Origin of the sequence: Brevibacterium samyangense, from assembly GCF_039529845.1 — a bacterium.
In the GTDB taxonomy this organism is placed as follows: Bacteria; Actinomycetota; Actinomycetes; order Actinomycetales; family Brevibacteriaceae; genus Brevibacterium; species Brevibacterium samyangense.
On sequence record NZ_BAAANO010000013.1, the window covers coordinates 65,658 to 86,502 of the forward strand.

Genomic DNA, 20,845 nt, shown 5'->3' on the forward strand with positions numbered 1-20,845 from the left:
TGCCCGGCACCCTGCATCACCGAGGCTTCCGTCGCTCGCGTTCCGTCTTGTCGACGAGCACCGATCGGGAGGCACCGTGTACGACGTGACCGGGCTGCGGGCCCAATTCCCCTCGCTGGCCAGCGGGATCGCCCACTTCGACGGACCGGGCGGAACCCAGACGCCGCGGGAGGTCGGGGAGGCGATCGCCCGCACCCTCACCGGGCCGGTGTCGAACAAGGGTGTCGGTATCCTCTCCGAACGCAATGCGACGGCGGCCATCACCGCGTTCCGGGAGGCGATGGGCGACTTCCTCGCCTCCGATCCCGGCGGGATCGTCCACAACCGGTCGGCGACCGCGCTCGCCTACGACTTCGCCGCGCACCTCTCGCGGTCCTGGGGGCCCGGTGACGAGGTCGTCGTCTCCCGGCTCGACCACGACTCGAACGTCCGTCCCTGGATCCAGGCGGCCGAACGGGTCGGGGCGTCGGTCCGGTGGATCGAGTTCGACCCCGCGACGACCGAGGTCGATCCGGCCTCGGTGGAGGACGCGATCGGTCCGTCGACGGTGTTCGTCGCGGTCGGTGCCGCCTCGAACCTCCTCGGAACGATCGCGCCGGTCCGGTGGATCGCCGACCTCGCACACGAGCACGGCGCACTCGTGTGGGTCGATGCGGTGCACTACGCGGCACACCTCCTGCCGGACCGCGGTGCGCTCGGTGCGGACTTCCTCGTGTGCTCCCCGTACAAGTTCCTCGGGCCCCACTGCGGTGTGCTCGCGGCGGACCCGGAGCGCCTCGCCGGGCTGCGCGCCGACAAGCTCGTGCCCCAGACCTCCGTCGTTCCCGAGGCGCTCGAGCGCGGCACCCTGCCCTACGAGACGCTCGCCGGCGTCACCGCGGCCGTCGACTTCCTCGCCGGCCTCGCGGACCTCACCGGGGGACGACCGGGGGTATCCGGAACGCCGGTCGGAACGCCGGTCGGAACGGCCGAGGCGCCGCCCTCCGGAGCCGGGCGGGAATTCTCCCGGCGGGCCCGCCTCGGCGAGTCCTTCACGGCGCTGCACGCCCACGAGGACGCCCTGCTCGCGACGCTCGAGGAGGGTCTGCGCGACCTCGGCGACGAGGTCGTGCTCTGGTCGCGGGCGCACGAACGCACTCCGACGCTCCTCATCACCCTGCCGGGGCGGGACGTCACGGAGGCGTACCGGGTTCTCGCCCGCGACCACGAGGTGCTCGCTCCGGCCGGCGACTTCTACGCATGGGAGACGGTGCAGCGCCTCGGCCTGCCCGACCTGCGGGGACTGCGGATGGGGATCGCCCCGTACACGGATTCCCGCGATGTCGAGCGCCTGCTCGCCGGTTTGCGCACGTTCCTCGAGGCGACTCCGCCGGCGCACGTGGGTGCCGACGGCGCGGGTGCCGACGGTGCCGGTGCCGACGGCGCGGGGACGAGGGCTGCACGATGATCGAACGAACGAACGGACGACGACATGACGAGCACGACCGGGAACGACGCAACGGGGAACGGCACGACCGGGACCGCCGGGGAGCGGTTGTCCGGGGACGGGACCTCCGGTGACCTGGCTACCGGGAGCGCGGCTACCGGGGACGGGGCCGCGGCTGCCCGGAAGGATTCGACGGACGGCATCGACTCCGGGACGCGGATCGCGGCGATGTTCGCCCACTCGGTGCTCGCGCTCGCCCGGGAGATCGGCCTGCGGCACGACGCCGTCGAGGGGCTCGGCCGTCTCACCCCGACCGAACAACTCGTGCTCCGGCACGTCGACCGGAATCCCACGTGTTCGCCCTCGGACATCGCGCGGGGAACGGGGCTGCGGCGGCCGAACGTGAGCGCGGCGATCGCGACGCTCATGAAGAAGGACATGGTCGTCCGGGAGACGGACCTCGAGGACGCCCGGAGTGCGCGGATCTCGTGCACTTCGCTCGCCCAGGAGGACCTCCGACTCCTCCTGCAGGTGTGGGCGGACGCCGTTCGGGAGGGCCTGCCGCCCGAGGTGACCCCGCAGATGCTCGAACTCTCGACGTCCTGGCTCGACTCCGTCACCGCACGGATGCAGGAGTCCCGCGCCGAGGAATGACGGCGGGGGTGACAGCGGGGACTGAAGGGTGACGGCGCCGCGGCCCCGAGCCCCTCAGCCGTGTGATCCGGCCACCGAATGCGGTTCGCCCGAGGATTCGAAGAGGGAAACAGATTCCTTTTCCGTTTCGCGAGAAGGAAAGAGAATCGGTTTCCCCGGGCGAATCCCTTGGCGATGTTGCGACGGAAGCGCGGGGTGAAGGCCAGAACGTGGGTGAAGGATGCTCCTCCTGCCCGGTAGCCCGTAGCGCAGAACTCGTCCGGCCCCTGCAACCGGCGTCGAGTGAGCGATCGGCTGAGGTCGTCGGCGTTCAGTGAGCGATCGGCTGCGGCCGTCGACTTTCATAGAGCGATTGGCTGCTGGGTTTCGGCGAAACGGCACATTCCAATGCGATCTGAACGCCGCGGCAGCAGGGAATCGCGATCTCGACGCGAGGACCGGAACCGTCAGGGGGACATCGAACCGGAACCGTCAGAGGGATCGCGGAGGAGGGGTACTCGCTGGAGGCAGGTGGCGCGCCCGGGCTGTACACACGTTCCGGCCTTCAACCCGGCTCTTCTCTGTCGACGACGATGAGATCCCCGTGGGAAGTGACACCATGCTGAGAGACTCACCCGGAATCGCCCGGGAACGACGAAGTCCCGGGACACCGTCGGAACGATGTCTCGGGACTTCCTGCGTGTTTATCTCGATTGTCGGGCTAGCGGGATTCGAACCCACGACCTCTTGACCCCCAGGCGTCCAGAAGACTTCGGCCGGACCGGATTCCGCGTGATTCCGGGCGTCAGATCATGCAGAACACCTCATGGGATGCATGGTTTGCATGATTCTGGTCCCCTTCTGGTCCCCCTCATCAATCACGAAGATCCTGAACGAGGTTGCTCCGCGGTGCCAACCGCAGACCGAGCGCCGGGATCGCCGGTGCTGCCTGAGAGCACTTGCCACAGGTCTCTCAGGTCAGAACCGGCTAGGTCTGACCCGCGCGGAACGTGCCGACCCCAATCAGCGTCAGACAGTTGCGAAAGGAAATCACGCGCCTCTGACGGACGAAGGGACCCTGGTTCGTGACCCTGTGCGAACTCCGCCCCGAGCGAGTTAGCTGCCGTTCTCGGAACTGAACTCATCCGCATCACCACGCCTGCCTCGGTGTTGACCCCGTGATAGAGCATCGCACCGAGCAAGTTGATGCTTCGCAGGTCGCTCTCGCTGACGTTCTCAAAATCGATACCGCTTGTGGGCAACTTGGACAGGGCCGTAATGCCCCACGTACCAGCCGTCGCAAGGTTTCGGTAGATGGCCTTCGTCGCCTCCGTAAGTGCGGCGGTCGGGCTCGCCGCATCGCCGAAGTATCGCTCGGCGATGGACTTGATGGAGACGCCCGCAACCCAGTCGGCAGCAATCTTCGCTGCCCTTTCGCCGATCCCAGCGCCGACGCCACTCAGCTCATCGATGCTGTCTCTGATCTGCGGTAGCTGAAGCATGACCCGCATGAGGTCAGGGAGCGCACTCGATGTGACATCGCCAAACAAGCTGCCCGGTTGCCAATCACTCGCATCGAGAGACTTGTCCATCCGACGCATCTCGCCCATAGCAGAACGGATGCCCTCGGGAGTGAATCCCGTGCTATCGGCGAGCGTCGTTGTTTCAACGTTCTGTGCAAGCTCAGCAGCATAAGCCCGCGTCGCCTCCAGAAGCCTAAGACCCTTCTGTCGTTCAGCGGGACTCGCCTCTGCTAGGGACGAGTATCCGAACGTGTTACGCAGTAGCAGCTCTGTTTCGGATAGAACAGCGTCAAGGTTCTTCTTTTGAGCGAATAGGTGTGCGACGTAACTGCGGAAGTCCGCCCATTGGTCGTTGTAGAGCGATCGTTCTAGGTTGAGCAGTCGGCCAGCGTCTTCTAGTTCATCCAGGAGAACGACAAGCCTAGAAACAAGCGCTCCTGCTTGTTCTGACAAGAACTGCGCTAGCGACTCTCGATCGCCTTCTTTGCTGGAAATCCCGACGACGCCGATGCTGTCCTGATCCACGCGGCCTGCTCTGCCCGCGAGGTTCCAGAACTCGCGGGCCGTCATAGGACGGTTGAACTTGCCGCTGGGGAGATTCCGGCTTGCGAGGAAGATGGACGAGACCGGGAAGTTCAGGCCCTGCGAAAGTCCCGTAGTGGCAACTAGAATCCGCAGCTTTCCCTGCTCGGCGAGCCATTCCGTCAGTGCGCGCGTTTCGTCGGAGAGTCCTGCATGATGCACCCCGATCCGACGAGCAAGCATGCCAATGAGTGCGTAGTCCTCGCTGATTTCTGCGGCCAGATAGCGCTGCACCAGGGCAATGTCGGGATCATCGACTTCCGGAAGCTCTCCTGACAACTCCTCGGCAATGGTCCAAACGGTAGGGATTGTGGGGCAGATAACGATCGCGGTTCCCCGCTCAGACAGCGTTAGCGCTGATGCTCCAGCGATCTTACTGAGGCTGTTCTTGATACCAGAAAACGTAAGATCAAGTTGGGGCGCGTCGCCAATCTGGTAAAGGCCGGAGACATTCATTGATGAGCCGCTTGTCAGCATGGGCTCGAAAGACAGTCGCCAGTCTCTCCCCCGCCCAGAGGGCGGAGCTACTGCTGATACAAGGCCGATCAGCCGATCGTTGGGCTGCCAAGGGGTTGTTGCAAGGCTGATGCTCTTTCCAGTTCTCGGAGCCAGCCATCGGGCGAGGTCGTCGCCGTTCGGCACATAAGGCATGAGCAACAAGAAGTTCGCCTGGGTGCAGTCTCGTTTGACAGTCGCCAACAGTAGCTCGATACGGATGCCGCGGTCGGAATCTTCAATGTTGTGCGCCTCATCGAGCACCAACAACGCGAGGGGGCGATCGATTGCCGCATTGCGGATTGCCAGGTGGAGCTTCTCTGGAGTTGCCACCAGCACGTCAAATGGAGACTCGTTGAGCATTCCAGCTTCGATTTCATCAATCTCCACAGCGGAGGTTAGTTCCTCGACCCGAATGCCGCTGGGTCCGAGGTCTCGCCTCAGCCGTCGAGTGATCTGCGATACGAGCGCCCTTGTCGGCGCCACATATGCGACCCAGCCCTTGTCCTGCTTGAACTGGCTAATCGCTTGAACAATCTTGAACTCGGCGAGGATGGTCTTGCCCGCGCTCGTAGGCAGATCGACAACTACCGCCGCGCTTGCCGGGTCCAAGAGTCCCTGTTCCTGAATCGCTATGCGCTGCGGCGGCAGCATCTCGAACATGGAGCGTTGTCGGGTCGCAACTTCGACGATGCTCCGAATCTCGGGACCGATTCGCGTGACAGACCACAGTGCACCCGCCACCATGCGCTGAGCCATCGCGCGCTGCCACTGGAGAACTACTACGAATGCTGGATCGGCAGACTGCTGTGCCGCGGAAATCGCTCGGTCGAAGTGGAAGTCAAGTTGTGTAGCGACATCGGCTGGCTCCCCCTGCATCAGGTAGATAGCAACCATCTCCGAAAGCCTGGCCCAGTGGTACAGGGCTACGAGGCGCCACCCGGCGACTTGCAGGTCTTCGGGCCGTGATTGCGCGTTGAAGAGAAGCTCCTCGTTCTCCTTCTGTTCGGCTCGCAGCCGCGCCACGGTTTCTGCAACGCCTTCAAGGTCATGCCATCCGTCTTTGCGAAGTAGCCGAGTCCAAACCTGCCCGAGGTCACTTAGGACACGTGTGTCCCATGAGCCGTCGGACTGGAAGAGTTCCGGGGTGACTTCGCGCTCGCGCATCCAGGCCCGGAACTCCGCCCAGCGGTCTGAACAGTACGCGAGCGCGCCGAGCTGGAGGACTTGATGTACCAGCGCCTCCAACGAGTCGAGCTTCAACGGAAGCGCACGAAGTAGAGCGAACGCCTCGTGGGCAGCGGCCTCCGCCACCGCGGCTTCTGCTGCGCCCGAATGCAGCGACACCTGGGCGAGGGCCTCGATGCCTTCGCTCGCGACAATCTCGTAGGCGAAAGCGACGTCCTGGATGAGAGTCTCGGTCGCGGCGTCGTGAGAGCCTTCGCGGTGAAGCTGGCGACCAAGGTTCGAGTCGACGTACATGGAGGCAGCCGCGTCGTGGGCGGCCTTCACCCGGTCGGCGCCGAGGGCTTCGATTGCCCAGTGTGACCTGAGACGACTGATTGCCTCGCGGGAGATGGTCATGCCGCGGTCTCCAATACGACCGAAGCGTCTGCGACCTGAGCCAGTAGCTCGGCGGTTAGGTAGATCGCGACGAGCGCCATGCTGGTTGGTTCTTTCACAGATTGGGCAAGGCTGGACGCTCTGGCACGAAGGTCTGCCTGGTTTGGTGCGGTCGCATGGATGAGAACGCCGTAAATGACGACATCCATGCTGTCCGCTAGGTAAGTCGCAAGCGCCTGACGGAAACTATCCAGCCACGATTTGCCCACCGAGTTCATCGTCAGATATCGAATCGCCCACCTGCTACGGTCGTCGCCCGCGTTGAGTCCGGACAACTGACTATGAAGCCCGTGGCTTCGGCTCGTCAGCAAGCCGGGAGGCCATGCCTGCTGATGGCTGGTCTTCACTTCGGCAAGAACGAATCGAACTCGATCGCTCGCGTGGAATCCAATAAGGTCCACGCCCCCTCCGCTGCTGTTGGGATTTCGCGTCGATCGACTATCCGGCCATGGGAACTCGCATCCGACTTCCGTGACCAGATGATGTTCGGCGAGTGCCTCCCCTACTCGCCATTCATCGAAGGAGTCAGGAGAAGTGAGGATGCTCTCCAAACGCTGGTTCTCGAAGTCGGTCTTTGCCAGGTCGGCGAGCGCCTCGCGCGCTTCTTGGACACCAGTGTCATCTCGCAGAATCGATTGCACACTAGGCGCGATGTCGGCGACATCCGACTCTTCAAGGAGGTGACCGGTCGCGGAGACTGCGCCGTGATCGACGGTGTACGCCAGCGATCCGACCACTGCACCACCTCTCCCTTGCTCCCCACGCGCGGAAGGGTAGGCTCCGCTGGCGCCAGTCTACTTGGCTCCCTCCGACAGACAGTCTTCCCGGCACCCGCGAGTCCTCGACGTAAGCAGTAGGAGCAGACTGACCGGTCCGATCCAGAGGAACTTGAAGGCGTTCCAGACGAACAGCAGGACCAGCAGGTACAGCCAGCCGGGACCGCCGTCGTTGATGATCGTGGTGCAGATCGAGGCCGCATAGAAGTAGCCCACTGCCAGGAGCATCGCAGGGACGCCCCATTTCAGGCCGCGTCTGGTACGGATGGCGTTGAGCAGCAGGTTGGTGGGTGCGTAGCGGAGTACGCCATAGCCTCGTGCGCTGAGCGCCACAGACATACGAAGCATCGCGGGCCTCTTTTCTCGTCATAGCGCGACGGTGTTCCGTCGTGGAGGCGGCTATGAACCGAGTGCCCGCGAGGGGCCGTCCCGAAGGACCCGCGTAGTTTGCTGAACCTGCCTCGCTACCGAGTCTACGACTGACTCGCGACAGAGGGAACCCCGGCGGCAGGCGGGCGTGTACCTCGTCGGTGACCTTGGAGCGGAAGGGACACCGATCATGGCGACGTTGGCGGAGCAGGTGCAGGGTGAGCGGATGGCGCGGATTGCGTTGTCGATGATCGCCGAGCCGAATGATCCGACCACGGGGTACGTCCTGGCTCGTCACGGCGGGGTCGAGACGCTGCGGCTGATCGAGTCCGACGATGAGATGCCTGGCCTGGCCCGCGCCGACGTGCTGTTGTGGCGCGAACGGCTGGCGGCGCGGGTCGTGCCCGGCCTGCTGGATCAGGTAGCGCAGGCGGAGCGGCACGGGTTCGGCACGCTCATCCCGGCCGACAAGGAATGGCCCGCCGGTCTGAACGACCTGGGCGAGCGTGCGCCGTACCTGCTGTGGTCACGCGGCACGGTCTCGTTCCTGACGACGGCGCTGAGCGATCGGGCCACGATCACCGGCTCACGCGCCGCGACCTCCTACGGCGAGTACGTCGCCGGCGAGCTGGCGACAGGTCTTGCCGATGAGGAACGAGTCGTCGTCTCCGGCGGCGCCTACGGGATCGAGGGGGCCGCGCACAAGAGCGTGCTCGCCGCGAGCGGTCAGACGATCGCTGTTCTGGCCGGCGGGTTGGATCGCCCCTACCCGGCCGGGCACAGCGAGCTGCTGAGTCGCATCGGGGATGTCGGGCTGTTGGTGAGCGAGCTCCCGCCGGGCGCAGCACCGACCAGGCATAGGTTCCTTGCTCGCAACCGCCTGCTGGCGGCGCTCTCAGGGGCGACCGTGATCCCCGAGGCCAGCCCTCGGTCCGGGTCGATGACCACCGTGCTCGCCGCACGCGAACTCGGCCGGGGCGTCTGCGCGGTGCCCGGCCCGGTGACCAGCGTCACAAGCGCGGGGCCGAACGAACTCATCAAGCAAGGCTTCGCCGTGCTCGTCGCTCAGCCCAGCGACGTGCTCGCTCTGCTCGATTCCAACGCCCCAAACCGCGTTGTTGCGCGATCGGAGCTTGGACGGAACCTCGGCTACCGGCGGCCGTCCTCGGGCGCACCGGGACCCTCGCTCTGACTTCCGTCACCCTGCATCAAGGCGTTGTGGTTTCGGCGTCGAGGTGTCGGCGATGCTTCTCCGGTAGTCTTATCGGCATGGGATCGCCTGAATCAGACAGAGCGGGGCTACCGGTACACCGGTAGCCCGTGATGCTGGCGTTTTCCCTCATCCTCTTCTCGCGCGCTCCTTCGCGCCGCGTCTGTGTGAGCTCGCGCATCCGAAACACCGGTCGTGCCATACGCACCCGTACCCGCTCTCTCATGTTTCGGAAGCACACTCATGCCCTTCTTGTTGTATCTGCTCGCCCTGGCTGTCTTCGCCCAGGGAACCTCCGAGTTCGTCCTGGCCGGCCTGCTGCCGGCGATCGCCGCTGAACTCGGCGTGTCGCTGAGCCAAGCCGGTCTGCTGACCTCCGCATTCGCGGTCGGCATGGTAATCGGCGCGCCCGCGATGGCCGCCGGCGGCCGGAGACTGTCGCCGCGATGGACGATGACCGGGTTCCTCGCCATCTTCGTGATCGCTCACGTCGTCGGGGCTGTCACCGACTCCTTCGCAATCCTCCTGCTGACCCGATTCGTCGCCGCTCTCGCAAACGCCGGGTTCCTCGCCGTCGCCTTGTCGACGGTCGGCCGGATCGTGCCCGCCGGCCAGCGCGCCCGCGCTCTGGCCGTGATCCTCGGCGGCACCACCCTTGCACTCATCGCTGGCGTCCCCCTCGGCGCTCTCGTCGGCGAGATGCTGGGGTGGCGTATGACCCTGTGGGCGATCGCTGTCATCTGTCTACCCGCGCTGGCGGCCGTGCTGGTGGCGACGCCGGCCCGGACCGAACCCGGTGCCACAGCCAACACCCCGGCAACACTTGGCGCCGAGCTGTCGGCACTGCGCCGGAGACCGCTACAGCTCGCTATCACCTTGGCGGTACTGGTCAACGCAGCGACATTCTGCACATTCACCTACCTGGCGGTGATCGCTATCCAACCGGCGGGCGTAAGCGAGGCCGCGATGCCCGGACTCCTAGCGCTGTTCGGGATCGGCGCCTTTCTCGGCGTCACCGTGACCGGCCGGCTCGGGGACCGTCACTGGCGGCCGTTGCTTGGGATCGCGAGTCCCATCCTGCTCGTCGGTTGGGTCGCCCTCGGCCTCGCGCCCGTCAGCCCCGCCCTGCTGTGGACGCTCGCATTCGCGCAGGGCGCGTTGTCCTTCGCCGTCGGCAGCACCCTGATCGCTCGGATCATGGCCGAAGCGGAGTCGGCTCCAACCATGTCCGGGGCATATTCCACCGCAGCACTCAACATCGGAGCGTTCGTCGGCCCCATCGCAGGCGGCCTTGCCCTCCACCTCGTCGGAACCCACGGCATCGCCCTGACCAGCGCAGTACTCATCGGCATCGCGCTGCTCCTGTGGTTGTGCAGCGCAAACCGACGCCAAGCAACCAGCATCTAGGACAGGCCGCGGAAAGAAGACCCGTCGTGCACCGACGGGGTTAGACAGCACGATGTCACGTCCTCACGGCGGATCACTCTGGTTCGAGCCAGTCGTAGCTCGAACCAGAGTGATCCGCGCAGCCGTCGCGCCTCTGGCATTCAACTGCGTGACCGTGACGGTCGTTCGCGACGGCAGCGCGATCTTGCTCAGCGAGTTCGGACAGAAACCGATCAACGTAGGCGACGTGATCCTGCTGGCCGCGAACACGCTTTGTGGCGGGGAACCGGAAGAGCAGATGACCGTCACGACGATCTGCGCGGACACCGACTACGTGATCGACCAGGTGTTCTGGCAGCATGTCGGCCAATTGCAGGATCGCCTGGACGCGCAAGACTTCGCAGCCACCATCTATACCGAGCCCGCGCAGATACTTCGCCTCGGCGAGGATCGGGCCAGCGCGCTCGAGCCTTGGCTGGATGAGCTGGTGGCACTCAGCACTGAGCACCGGCCGGTCGAGAACTTCCACCGGCTGCAGGCATTATGGTTCTCGATAACGCACGTGATCGCGCCGCTCATCAGAACATCTGAGATGCGCCTGTCATCGACACAACGAGCGACAACGTGGCCGGCGGTTCCGCGCATTCGCCGGTTCTCTCCGCTACGCCGAGAGGCACGAAGAGGCGCTGAACTGCTGCGCGTCAATACAGCGCGGCATTGGTCGGTAGGCGACCTCGCCGCCGAACTGCATCTGTCGAAGTCGCAGGTTAGCCGACTGTTCGTAGACGCCTACGGCAAGTCACCGATCGCCTATCTGACGATGCTGCGGACAGAGCGGATGGCGCGCCTCATCCGCACGACGGACGATCCGATTTCGATGATCGCCCGTGAGGTCGGCTGGAGCGATCCTGACTTCGCGGCACGTCAGTTCCGCCGCAGCATCGGCGTGACACCCCGCAAGTACCGTTCGATGATCAATGACCATGCAGCACAGATGGTTGGCTGATCGCGGTTTCAGAGGCTCGTCCCTTGCCGCACGACGACGTCCGTCCGCTGCTGCTCCGCCGGCTCGTTGTCAGCAGCGACGGCTTGGGCGCGGTTGAGGGCGGCCCGGGCGCGGATGGCGCCGATCTTCTGGCTGGTGCTCTCCGGCGTCGGGCCGAGCGGGTTCCGGTCGTCGGTGATGCCATAGCGGTCGCGGTAGGCGGCGACGGTGCGGGCGGCGCGCCACCACGCCGCCTTCTGCCTCTCGCCCCTCGGTGCCGTGCCGAGGTCGGCTGTCCACGGTTCCTCATCGGTGAGGGAGCCGCGGAGCACGGCGTCGGCGCGGGCCTCGATCAGGTCGCGGCGCTCGTCCAGGGCTTGCCGCATGTCCTCGGCCATCTGCCCGCCGGCGTGCGGGATCAGTCCGACGATCAGCCTCGGCGGCTTGCGAGTTCGGCCCGATCCGGCGGGTCGGGCGGTGGCGCGCGCGACGCGGGCGTGCAGGACGGAGGCGATGTCATCGGCATCGTCCAGACTCCGCGCCGCCACCAGACGCGGAAGCAGCGCGTCGAGGTCGTGGTGGTTGGCCTCGGCGTGACGCAGCTCGGCCGACAGCGCGCCGTAGGCGTCGGAGCCGAGCACGTCTTCGATCTGCTCGGCGGTGACCCCGGAGGCTTGCAGGAGGGTGGCCCAGCGGTCGTGCTGAGCGGCTTGGGCGATCGTGTCGTACTCGGCCACGAGTTGGGCGATCGAGCCCCAGCGGTCTTGCTCGGCGGTGATCGTCTCGTGCGCGGACAGCTCGGCGCCGATGTGCTGCAGGACGCCGTAGAGGATCGTGCGGGCGGTGACGTTCGGGGTGTCGCCGGGATGCGGCACCGCGTGTTCGACGTCTTCTCGGTCGACGGCGACATAGGCGCGGTTGCTGTGGGCTCCGCGGGTCATGGAAACATAGAAGTTCTCCCGCGTCGTGGTGGCGGCGACGACCGCGTGCGCGGTGTCCGTGGTCACGCCCTGGGCGCGGTGCGCGGTGATCGCGTAGCCGAGGTCCAAATGCTCGGCCACGTAGTCGGCCGGCAGGACGATCCCGCCGCCGAACCTGCGTCCGGCCGGGCGGATCCTGACCGACCCGTCCTCCCGAACCCCGGTGACGATCCAGCGGGAGCCGTTGCGGACCCACGTCTTGCCGTTACGGAGCCGCCGGTCGTTCTCTCGGGTGATGACCAGATCGCCCTCCGCGACCGCGGTGCCGTCGCGCAGCGGCAGTTCGCGGGTGGGATTAACGGTGCCGTCGATGATCCGATCCGCCCGCGCCCTGGCGTTCAGCTCGGTGACGGTCGCGTGGGTCTCGGTGACCAGGATCGACGCGCGCCCGGCGGCAAGATCACGTCGCCATGCGGTGTAGGCGGCGTCGATCATCGCTTCCTCATCGCCCCCGGTGATCCGGCCGTGCTGGATCAGGGTGTCGATCGCCTCGGCGCGTCCGTGGCGGAGCTGGAGCGAGGTGGTCTTCTCCCACTCGTTGGTGAAGCGGTGCAGATCGGTCAGCTCGGGGGCGTCGTCGCGATCGTGCACGAGCATCGCGAAGCTGCCGCCGGCGCCGGGTGATTGGAGCTGGCCCCAGTCGCCGACCAGGAGGACTTTCGCGCCGGCCTTCTCGGCTTCACGGGTGAGCCGATCCAGCGACATCGTTCCGGCCAGGCTCGCCTCGTCGATGATGACGAGCTGCCCGGCCGTGAACGTAGTCCCGTACATGATGTGGTTCTGCCACCACTTCGCCGTGTTCTCGGTAGCGATGCCGAGGTCATCGGCAAGGACCTGCGCGGCGACCGCCGAGGGGGCGAGCCCGATCACCGAGCCGGCGCCGTGCTCCTTCTCCCACGCCCGCCGGAGCCCGTTCATCGCTGTCGTCTTCCCGGCCCCAGCCGGACCGACCAGCACGTCCACGACACGACCGGAGACCGCGATCGCGGCAAGGGCCGCGGCCTGATCCTCGCCGAGCACCCGGCCGCGCGCGTCGGGCCTGCGGGCGATCCTCTCGACCGTCTCCAACGGCACCACCGGCCCGGAGGTGTCAGCGGCGCGTGTCAGGAGTCGGTCTTCGGCGGCCAGCAGGGATTCGGATGAGAACAGGGTCGAGGCGTGCGGCCGGAACCGGGAGGTGCCGTCCACGCGGCGGAACTGCAACGGGCTCGACGCCAGCTCCGGCGGCGTCAGCCGCAGCGAAGCGTGCTCGGCGGCATCGACCACGAGCCCGGTGATCGCCTCCCGGTCCTGAATGCTGGCGAACCGCCACCCCATCAACTGCCGGGATGCTTCGGCGTGCAGGTTCCAGCGGGTCCAGGTCGAACGCTTCTCGCCCACCGTCTCCATTACGGTCTGCCCGACCTCGCGCACCACATCCAGCGGCACGTCATCGGCGCGCAGCACCCGCCGCGGTGCCTGCGCGTTCGTCGCGGTGAGGGTGCGCGCCCAGCCGTTCGCGTCCTTCCCGAGCACTCGGCTGGCGCGCTGTCGCCACTCGGCGGTGAGGTCGGCCAGCGAGCGGACCTGCTTCTCCGGCCTCGTGGCGAGCGTCGCCTGCGCCCGCAGTCTCAGCACCGTCCGCGCGGAGGGCTGCCTGCCGTGCTTGGCGGCGTACTCGGCGATGAGGCGGTCTTTCTCGGCCTCAATGTGCCGGGACCGGGTGGAGAACTCGGCCACGAGCTCGTCGGGCACACCCTCGATTTCCCAGGCCGGGTTCCGATCCCTGCCACGTTCGCGGGCCTCCCACTCGACGCCGAGGACGCGGGTGAGCTGGTCGGCCAGAGCGGCGTTGTAGAGCTCGGAGACCGCGACGACCACCGCGTGCATCGGGCGGCCCGCGAGGGTCCGCCAACGCCCGTCCTGCACGGTCAGGACCTTGTTGCTGATGACGACGTGGGTGTGCAACTGCGGGTCGCCGGCGCGGCTGTCGTAGTGATCGAACGCCGCGGCCACGACTCCGGCGACATCGACGTGTGCAACCGCGCCGTCCGGGCCGGTTGCACCGACGCGGGTTGCGGCAACCTCGCGTTCGAGGAACGCAACCAGCTCTGCAACCGCCGCATGATGGGCGTCCGCGATCAGGGCTTGGGTGCCGGCGTCGGCAACCGCCCAGATCGTGGAGACCGACTTCGGCACGCTGAACGTGAAGTCGTAACCGGCTACCGCGCGGCGGGTGCCGCGCTCGGCTTTCTCCGCCTCGATCGCAGCTACTTCCTGCGCTCGAGTCGCCGGCCCCAACTCGGGGTCGAGGGCGTCGACGCGCTGCTTGATCCGCTCAGCGACCGACGCGAACTGCTGGTAGGAGCGGCCCAGCGGCTCGCCCGTGATCGGGTCATGGCCCATCCCGATCAACAGCGCGAGCTGAGCTTCCGAGACCTGCGCTCCCTCGACCAGCTCGCCGTGCCCGAGCTGGCCCAGCCCCGAACCCAGCCAGAAGCCCGGCGGCGTCCCCGCCTCCGCGTAGTAGCGGGTCAGCGGCGTGCTCAGGCTCCGGTCGCCGTCGCCCGCAGCGATGGACTTCAACAGGTACTTGTAGCCATCGCCCGCGCTCATCACGCGCATCGAAACCGTCACCTGGTCCGCTCCTTCCGCCGCTGTACGGAGGGCAGGTGAGCCCGCGAGCCCGGTCGCATCCGATGCGACTCGGGACGGCTCGCGCCTCGTCTGAAAGACGTGTGGTGGCTCTGGTGGCCTGCGAGATGGTGACGGCTTGCTGGCGCAGTCCGGCGCGACGTCGACGGGGCGTCTCAACCGGGGACGTAGGACAGCAGGGCCGAAGCATCCGAAGTTGCTGTCGGCTAGAATGCGAGGCATGTCAGGTGCTTCTGCTGCGGCCGCTGCCGCTGTGACGGAGACGCTCCGCTAGCGGCGGAACGTCTTCTCACTTTTTCAGTTCCACGTTCCGTCGCTTGATCGTCGGTTCGGAGCGACACATGTTGTCGCCCGATTCTTCATTCGAGCAGCGGAGTTCTTATGTCTTTTAGCACCTCATCATCGCGGCCAGCGCAAGTGTCGGCCGCGCGTTCCTGGGCAGTCCTCGTGTGCCTGTCTGTCCTGCAATTCCTCATCGCCGTCGATGTCACCGTGGTCAACGTAGCGCTGCCTTCCATTGGCAATGATCTGGGCGTTAACCCACGCGGCCTGACATGGGTGGTCGTCGGCTACACCATCGCAGGCGGCGGCTTGCTCATGCTCGGTGGCCGCCTGGGGGACGTCTTTGGCCGCCGCCGCCTCCTTCTCACCGGTACCGCGATTTTCGGAGCGGCCTCGCTGATGGCAGGGCTCGCAGATTCCTTCGCGCTACTCGTCATCGCCAGGTTGCTCCAGGGAGCAGGCGAAGCACTCGCCCTGCCTGCTGCGATGGCAACGATCGTGCTCTTGTTCCCCGAAGGGAAGGCTCGCAGCCGTGCGCTGAGCGTCTGGGCGGCAGTGGCGAGCTGCGGTCTCGTACTGGGATTCGTGCTCTCAGGAATCATCACCGAACACCTGGGGTGGCGATGGATCTTCCTCATCGCGGTTCCATTCCTTCTGTTCGTACTGCTCGCCACGGTAGTCCTCCTGCCGCGCGACCAGAAACAAGAGCGCGCCCCGTTGGATTTCCTTGGATCGATTCTGCTGACGAGCGCACCCCTGCTGTTCGCATTCGGGGTGGTCGAAGCCGGAGAGAACACCGGGAATCTGCCATGGCTAGCAATCGCCGCGCTGGTAGGAGCGAGTGTCGCCGCAGGCCTGTTCGTCACCGTGGAACGCCGAGCCGCGAATCCTCTGGTTCCTCTGACCTTCTTCCACAATCGAACACGGGTACGAGCAAATCTTGCGACTGCACTGCTGAGCGCAGCGCTTTCGACATCGTTCCTGCTGTTCACGTTCTACCTACAGGATGAACTCGGTCTTACCCCACTGGAAGCCGGTCTGCTACTCCTGCCCCTTGCCGTGGCACTCATCGCCGCCGTGACCATCGTGCCCCGCCTCTTGGGGCGCTGGGGAGCGCGATCTTGCATCGTTGTCGGGCTGAGTTCCGCAGGCGTAGGAATGATCGTGATCGCTGTAGCCGCGCAGTTCGAAGCCCCCGCTTGGCTGCTGACCCCAGCGATGCTGTTCATCGCCGCAGGTATGGGATTCGGGCTCGTTGGACTGCAGTACGCGGCCGTCACGGAGGTTACGGAAGAGGATGCGGGAGTCGCATCCGGCATCCAGCGGGCCGCCGACCAGCTCGGCGGGTCCGCGGGGGTCACCGTCTACATCGGATTGGGCTTTACGTCGATCGTCCACGGGATATCGCCCTACGTACTGAGCAGCGGACTCGCGATCATTGGTCTCTGTATCGCAGGCGGCGTTGCCGCGCGAATTGCTCTTCCCAACGTAGAAGTCACGAACACTGACTCGATGGGCAGTTCGTAGGCATCCGCGAGCACGTGAATGCGATGGACGAGGTGCTCTATGGCGTCCTCGGACAGCTCGTTTGATCGAAGCGGGCGAGGGTTGCGGTACGAACCACTCATAGTTCGTACTGCAACCATCTCCCGTGCCCGGGTGCCGGTCGCGTACGACTGCGTGAAGGTGATCGTCGTTCGCGATGGCTCGGCGATCCTCTTCAGCGAGTTTGGTGAACAGCCCGTCGGGCCCGGCGACGTGATCCTGCTGGGCGCGAACACTCTGTGTGGCAGCGAGCCCGAGGGGCACATCACGGTAACGACGATCTACGCAGACACGGACTATGTGATCGACCAGGTGTTCTGGCAGCACGTCGGCAGCTTGTGCCACCGTCTCGACGCCCACGACTTCGCAGCAACGATGTACACCGAACCTGCGCAGGTACTCCGTCTCGGGGAGGATCGCGCCCAGAGGCTGATGCCCTGGCTCGATGAGTTGGCGGCATTAAGCATCGAAGGACGTTCCGCGAAGAACTTCTACCGGATGCAGGCTCTTTGGTTCAGCCTGGTCGATGTGATCGCGCCCTTCGTCAAGACTTCGCAGGTGCGAGTGTCGCCGACGCAGCGCGCTACAACGTGGCCGTCCGCGCCACGACATCGCCGATTCGCACCATTGCGAGCGGAAGTTCGCAGGGCAGCTGATCTCCTGCGTGCTGAACCCCAGCGGCGATGGTCTACGACTGAGCTTGCTGACGAGGTACATCTGTCAAAGTCGCAGCTCGGCCGCTTGTTCGTGGAGGCGTTCGGGAAGTCTCCTATCGCCTATCTCACGATGCTTCGCACCGAGCGGATGGCCGCGCTTCTGCGCGAATCCGATGCGCCGATCGCTCTGATTGCTCGCGAGGTGGGTTGGAGCGATTCAGATTTCGCTACGCGCCAGTTCCGCCGTAGCGTCGGGCTGACTCCCGCCGGTTATCGGGCTTTGAGAAACGGAGAAGATTCCGCAATCAACCGGCGGAAACGCGCATCTGCCCCGGCGATAACCGCAGCATCAGCTCGTGCGACAACCGAGGACACCGTCGCTCCGGTAGTCCGGTAGAGACTCGTCGGGTTCGTCGCGGAGCCTGACGGTCGCCAGCATCGTTCCGTCGTCCGTCTCGTCTTCCTGATCCGCCCGGCGTACCTCGTGGTCGCACGGCTGCTCCCTCTCGGGGCGGCCCCGGCGGAGGGAGGTCAGGCGATGGCTATGAGGAACGAGACGCGGGAAGCGAAGCTCGAAGCTCTCGAAGAACGCATCGTGCGCTCAGTCGAGGAGCTGGTGTCCGGTGACGACTGGCGGCAGGCGATGGAGTTCGCCGCGCGGTTCCGGTCCCGCTCGTTCAACAACACACTGCTGATCTGGGCTCAGCACCTCGAAGCATACGAGCAAGGCCGAGTGCCCACGCCTACGCCGACGTGGGTGGCCGGGTTTCAGGACTGGAAGAAGATGGGCCGCTGGGCCGAGGCCGGCGGCGGCTATGAGATTCGCAGCCCGGTGCGGGTGAGGTTCGCGACGGCGACGCCGAAGGACCCGGCTTCGTGGCGACGTCTGATGAAGGGCGAGAAGCCGCGTCCAGGCGAAGTCGTGCAACGGCGCGTCGTCAACGTAGTGCCGGCCCATGTCTGGGATGTGTCCCGGACTCACGGCGCCGAACTGCCGGAACTGCCGAGCCCGAAGCTCCTAGAAGGCGAAGCACCCGCCGGACTGTGGGAAGGGCTGGCGACCCAGGTCGAGTCGCGCGGCTACGAGGTGCTGCGGATGCCGGACAGCGACGCGATCCGCGGCGCGAACGGCATGACCGACTACGAGACCCGACAAGTGCTCGTGCGCACCGACATGGACCCCGCCGCGCAGGTGAAGACCCTCGCCCACGAGCTGGGTCACGTCCGCCTGCACGGGCCCACCCAGCAGGACGCCCGCCAGCATCGCGGCATCGGTGAGGTCGAGGCCGAGTCGGTGGCGCTGATGATCGCCGCCGCGCACGGCATGGACACCAGCCACTACACGATCCCCTACGTCGCCGGATGGGCGGCGAACGTGGACGGCAAGGACCCGGTACAGGTCATCCGCGACACCGGCGAGAAGGTCCGTCGCACCGCCACAGAGGTACTAGGCGAACTCGACACGATCCAGCTCGGCAACGGCAACCCGGTATCGCTACGCATCGACGCCCCCGAACATGCCGGACACGAACACTCGGAACCCGAACGGGCACCGGATCGAGCACGGCTGCCCGAACGCGAGCCGCGGAGGGTGCAGGCGGTGCCGGGGCGGGGGCTGTGATGGTCGCCCCCGGAGTGCTCGCCGCCGCCCTTGACCGGCTCGACGGTCTGCCGTTGCCGTTGGCTGCGCGCGAACTGGCGCAGGCTGGGGTGCCGGTCTTTCCCTGCGCGCCGGGCGAGAAGACCCCACTGGTCGCTTCCGGTTTCCAGCAGGCGACAAGTGATCTGCGGCGGGTGCAGAGCTGGTGGCGATGGCAGCCGCATGCGAACATCGGCGTCCCCACCGGCGCTGCGTCGGGGCTGGTCGTGATCGACGTCGACGTGCATGGAGTCAACGGATATGCGTCCTATGCTCGGGCGGCGCGCGCCGGTCTGATCCAGGCACCGTTGGCGACAGTCGCCACGCCCACGGGTGGCCAGCACGCCTACTTCCCAGCCGATCCGGCACGTGAGCAGCGGTCGTGGGCGGTCGGCTGGGCTGGTGTCGATTGCCGCGGTGATGGCGGTTACATCATCGCTCCGCCGTCGGCGCTTCGGCTGGATGGCTCGCGCGTCCCGTATCGGGTCGAGCAGGTCGCCTCCGGGCTGGTGGAGCCTGTGGACGCGGCGCGGCTGCGTCGCTTTCTCGCCCCGCCGCCGCCTCGCCGGACTGCGCCGGAGGGGCCACGGGAGGCCGGGCGGGAGGATGCCGACCGGCTGGCCGCGTGGCTGTCCCGTCAGGTCAAGGGTGATCGCAACTACAAGCTGTTCTGGGCCGCATGCCGCCTGGCCGAGGGCAACGTACCCGTCTCCGATGCCCTGAGTGCGCTGGTCCGGGCCGAGCAGTCCGACTTCGGGGAACGAGAGATCACCCGCACCGTCTACAGCGCGTATCGCAGCGTCGGCGCCGGAGACGCGCACCGCGAACGCCCCGCCGCTCCTACTCACCAGGCCGTCGGCGGGTTCGGCCGTCATGCTTCGCCACGGCCGGCGCCCGCGTCGAGAGGGCTGGCATGAGCAGGGTTCGGGGGCGGCGCTGGGCCGCCATCACCTCGGTTGCCGGGACGGTGTTCATCGCGGCCGGCGCGTTCTGGTTGTCCTTCACCGCATTGGCTGACCTCGCCCTCCGCTCCGGGATCGGGGCCGGGCAGGGGTGGGCATGGCCTCTGATCGTCGATGGCGTGATCGTGGTGTCCACCGTCGCCGTGGTCGCGCTCGCCGGCGAGAAGGCCGCCTGGTATCCGTGGACATTGCTGATCGGCGGCGCGGCAGTGTCGGTGACCGCGAACTGCCTGCACGCCGTCGTCGCCGCGGAGCCCGATGTACCCGGCTCACTGGCGGCTGCGGTGGCCGCGGTGCCGCCGGTGGTGCTGCTGGCGATCACCCACCTCACCGTTGTTCTGACCCGTGCCGCGGCCCGAGCCGCCGATGCGCCGGCGGCTGCGCCGATCCCGGCCGTGTCGTCACAGAGCGAGGCGGAACCGCCCGACCTGCCCGATGCCGAGCCCGGCGCGGCTGAGGCGGTTGAGGACGGATGGCGAGATCGTCGGGCGCTGGCGGCGGAGTTGCGTGCGCAGGAGTGGTCGAACAAGGCCATCGCGCGGCACCTGGGCGTGCATCCCTCGACGGTCGGCCGGTGGCTGCCCCGTCCGCAGCACGCCGGTACGGCTCGTGCTCACCACACCGATGAGGCCGACCCGTCCGGGTCTGAGCCCGCGATGGAAGGAACCGCACCATGAGCGACCGCGACCAGACGAACCTGGCTGAGCAGTACCACCGTGACCCCGAGCCCGAACCGGCTCAGCGGGTGCAGAAGACCCCGAACCCTGCCGAGGACGCCGAGGCTATGGGCACACCGGATGCGATCAAGGAGTCCGAAACCCGCAGGGCGGCGAAGGAGAAGCTGGCGCAGGTGCGGGGCCGGGGTGTGGACTGGGTGCGCCCGGCTGACCTGCTCTCGCAGAGCGGCGGGGCATTGTCTCGGCGCGGCATTGACCTCACCGCCGCGGGCAGTCGCAGGCTGCGCGCACCAATCGAGAAGGGCGCGCGGTGGGTCGGTGAGCGCGCCCGACACCTGCCGCCACTGTCAGCGTTCGGACGCCGCAGCGGCAGCGACCAGGGCCAGGTCCGGTCCGGGGTCGGTATGCGGTAGCCCGGTGTGGTGATGAGTCGTGGACGCCCGGTTGGTCGAGGCAGAACCC

Annotated in this window: 15 protein-coding genes; 11 read left to right on the forward strand and 4 right to left on the reverse strand. The window is 66.5% G+C overall.

Annotation, left to right across the window (positions count from 1 at the left end; all coding sequences use genetic code 11):
• Positions 1–76 precede the first annotated feature (76 nt).
• Both ABD172_RS07075 and ABD172_RS07080 read left to right on the forward strand, forming a co-directional pair.
• Positions 77–1,447, forward strand: coding sequence for a cysteine desulfurase-like protein (locus ABD172_RS07075; RefSeq protein ID WP_344308246.1), 1,371 nt, complete (start codon positions 77–79; stop codon positions 1,445–1,447).
• Positions 1,448–1,471: 24 nt separating this feature from the next.
• Positions 1,472–2,080: a MarR family winged helix-turn-helix transcriptional regulator gene (locus ABD172_RS07080; RefSeq protein ID WP_344308248.1), complete on the forward strand. Its 609-nt coding sequence runs from the start codon at positions 1,472–1,474 to the stop codon at positions 2,078–2,080.
• Positions 2,081–2,937: 857 nt separating this feature from the next.
• Here the strand turns inward: ABD172_RS07080 and ABD172_RS07085 are convergent.
• Genes ABD172_RS07085 through ABD172_RS07095 form a run of 3 tightly spaced genes read right to left on the reverse strand, consistent with a single transcriptional unit; the run spans position 2,938 to position 7,406 of the window.
• Positions 2,938–6,243, reverse strand: coding sequence for a DEAD/DEAH box helicase (locus ABD172_RS07085; protein WP_344308250.1), 3,306 nt, complete (start codon positions 6,241–6,243; stop codon positions 2,938–2,940).
• Complete coding sequence (locus ABD172_RS07090) at positions 6,240–7,019, reverse strand: hypothetical protein (protein ID WP_344308251.1); 780 nt, start codon at positions 7,017–7,019, stop codon at positions 6,240–6,242. The genes ABD172_RS07085 and ABD172_RS07090 overlap by 4 nt, the downstream gene beginning before the upstream one ends.
• Positions 7,020–7,076: 57 nt before the next feature.
• Entirely contained in the window at positions 7,077–7,406 is a 330-nt protein-coding gene (locus ABD172_RS07095) for a sulfate permease (protein WP_344308252.1), read from the reverse strand.
• Between the two features lie 211 nt (positions 7,407–7,617).
• Here ABD172_RS07095 and dprA point away from each other — a divergent pair, with 211 nt between their 5' ends.
• The 3 genes from dprA (at position 7,618) to ABD172_RS07110 (ending at position 11,029) form a co-directional block, all read left to right on the forward strand.
• Complete coding sequence (dprA, locus tag ABD172_RS07100; RefSeq protein ID WP_344308254.1) at positions 7,618–8,619, forward strand: DNA-processing protein DprA; 1,002 nt, start codon at positions 7,618–7,620, stop codon at positions 8,617–8,619.
• Positions 8,620–8,880: 261 nt separating this feature from the next.
• Positions 8,881–10,044 carry a Cmx/CmrA family chloramphenicol efflux MFS transporter gene (locus ABD172_RS07105; RefSeq protein ID WP_344308255.1) on the forward strand — a complete coding sequence of 388 codons (1,164 nt, stop codon included), beginning with the start codon at positions 8,881–8,883 and terminating at the stop codon, positions 10,042–10,044.
• A gap of 109 nt (positions 10,045–10,153) precedes the next feature.
• Positions 10,154–11,029 (forward strand): helix-turn-helix transcriptional regulator, encoded by an 876-nt coding sequence (locus tag ABD172_RS07110; RefSeq protein ID WP_344308257.1) that lies wholly within the window; start codon positions 10,154–10,156, stop codon positions 11,027–11,029.
• Between the two features lie 8 nt (positions 11,030–11,037).
• Here ABD172_RS07110 and mobF read toward each other — a convergent pair whose 3' ends face one another.
• Positions 11,038–14,592 carry a MobF family relaxase gene (gene mobF / locus ABD172_RS07115; RefSeq protein ID WP_344308520.1) on the reverse strand — a complete coding sequence of 1,185 codons (3,555 nt, stop codon included), beginning with the start codon at positions 14,590–14,592 and terminating at the stop codon, positions 11,038–11,040.
• A gap of 411 nt (positions 14,593–15,003) precedes the next feature.
• On the opposite strand from mobF, the gene ABD172_RS07120 reads away from it, so the two are divergent.
• The 6 genes from ABD172_RS07120 (at position 15,004) to ABD172_RS07145 (ending at position 20,796) form a co-directional block, all read left to right on the forward strand.
• The gene (locus ABD172_RS07120; protein WP_344308259.1) at positions 15,004–16,431 is read left to right on the forward strand and encodes an MFS transporter; all 1,428 of its coding nucleotides are present in this window, start codon (positions 15,004–15,006) and stop codon (positions 16,429–16,431) included.
• Between the two features lie 39 nt (positions 16,432–16,470).
• Positions 16,471–17,502 carry a helix-turn-helix domain-containing protein gene (locus ABD172_RS07125; RefSeq protein ID WP_425546661.1) on the forward strand — a complete coding sequence of 344 codons (1,032 nt, stop codon included), beginning with the start codon at positions 16,471–16,473 and terminating at the stop codon, positions 17,500–17,502.
• A gap of 141 nt (positions 17,503–17,643) precedes the next feature.
• Positions 17,644–18,726, forward strand: a complete 1,083-nt coding sequence (locus tag ABD172_RS07130) for an ImmA/IrrE family metallo-endopeptidase (RefSeq protein ID WP_344308262.1) — start codon at positions 17,644–17,646, stop codon at positions 18,724–18,726.
• Positions 18,726–19,661 carry a bifunctional DNA primase/polymerase gene (locus ABD172_RS07135; RefSeq protein ID WP_344308521.1) on the forward strand — a complete coding sequence of 312 codons (936 nt, stop codon included), beginning with the start codon at positions 18,726–18,728 and terminating at the stop codon, positions 19,659–19,661. Before ABD172_RS07130 ends, ABD172_RS07135 begins: the two co-directional genes overlap by 1 nt.
• Entirely contained in the window at positions 19,658–20,383 is a 726-nt protein-coding gene (locus ABD172_RS07140; RefSeq protein ID WP_344308264.1) for a helix-turn-helix domain-containing protein, read from the forward strand. The genes ABD172_RS07135 and ABD172_RS07140 overlap by 4 nt, the downstream gene beginning before the upstream one ends.
• A complete protein-coding gene (locus ABD172_RS07145) occupies positions 20,380–20,796 on the forward strand; it encodes a hypothetical protein (RefSeq protein ID WP_344308266.1) in 417 nt (138 codons plus the stop codon). The genes ABD172_RS07140 and ABD172_RS07145 overlap by 4 nt, the downstream gene beginning before the upstream one ends.
• Positions 20,797–20,845: the final 49 nt, after the last annotated feature.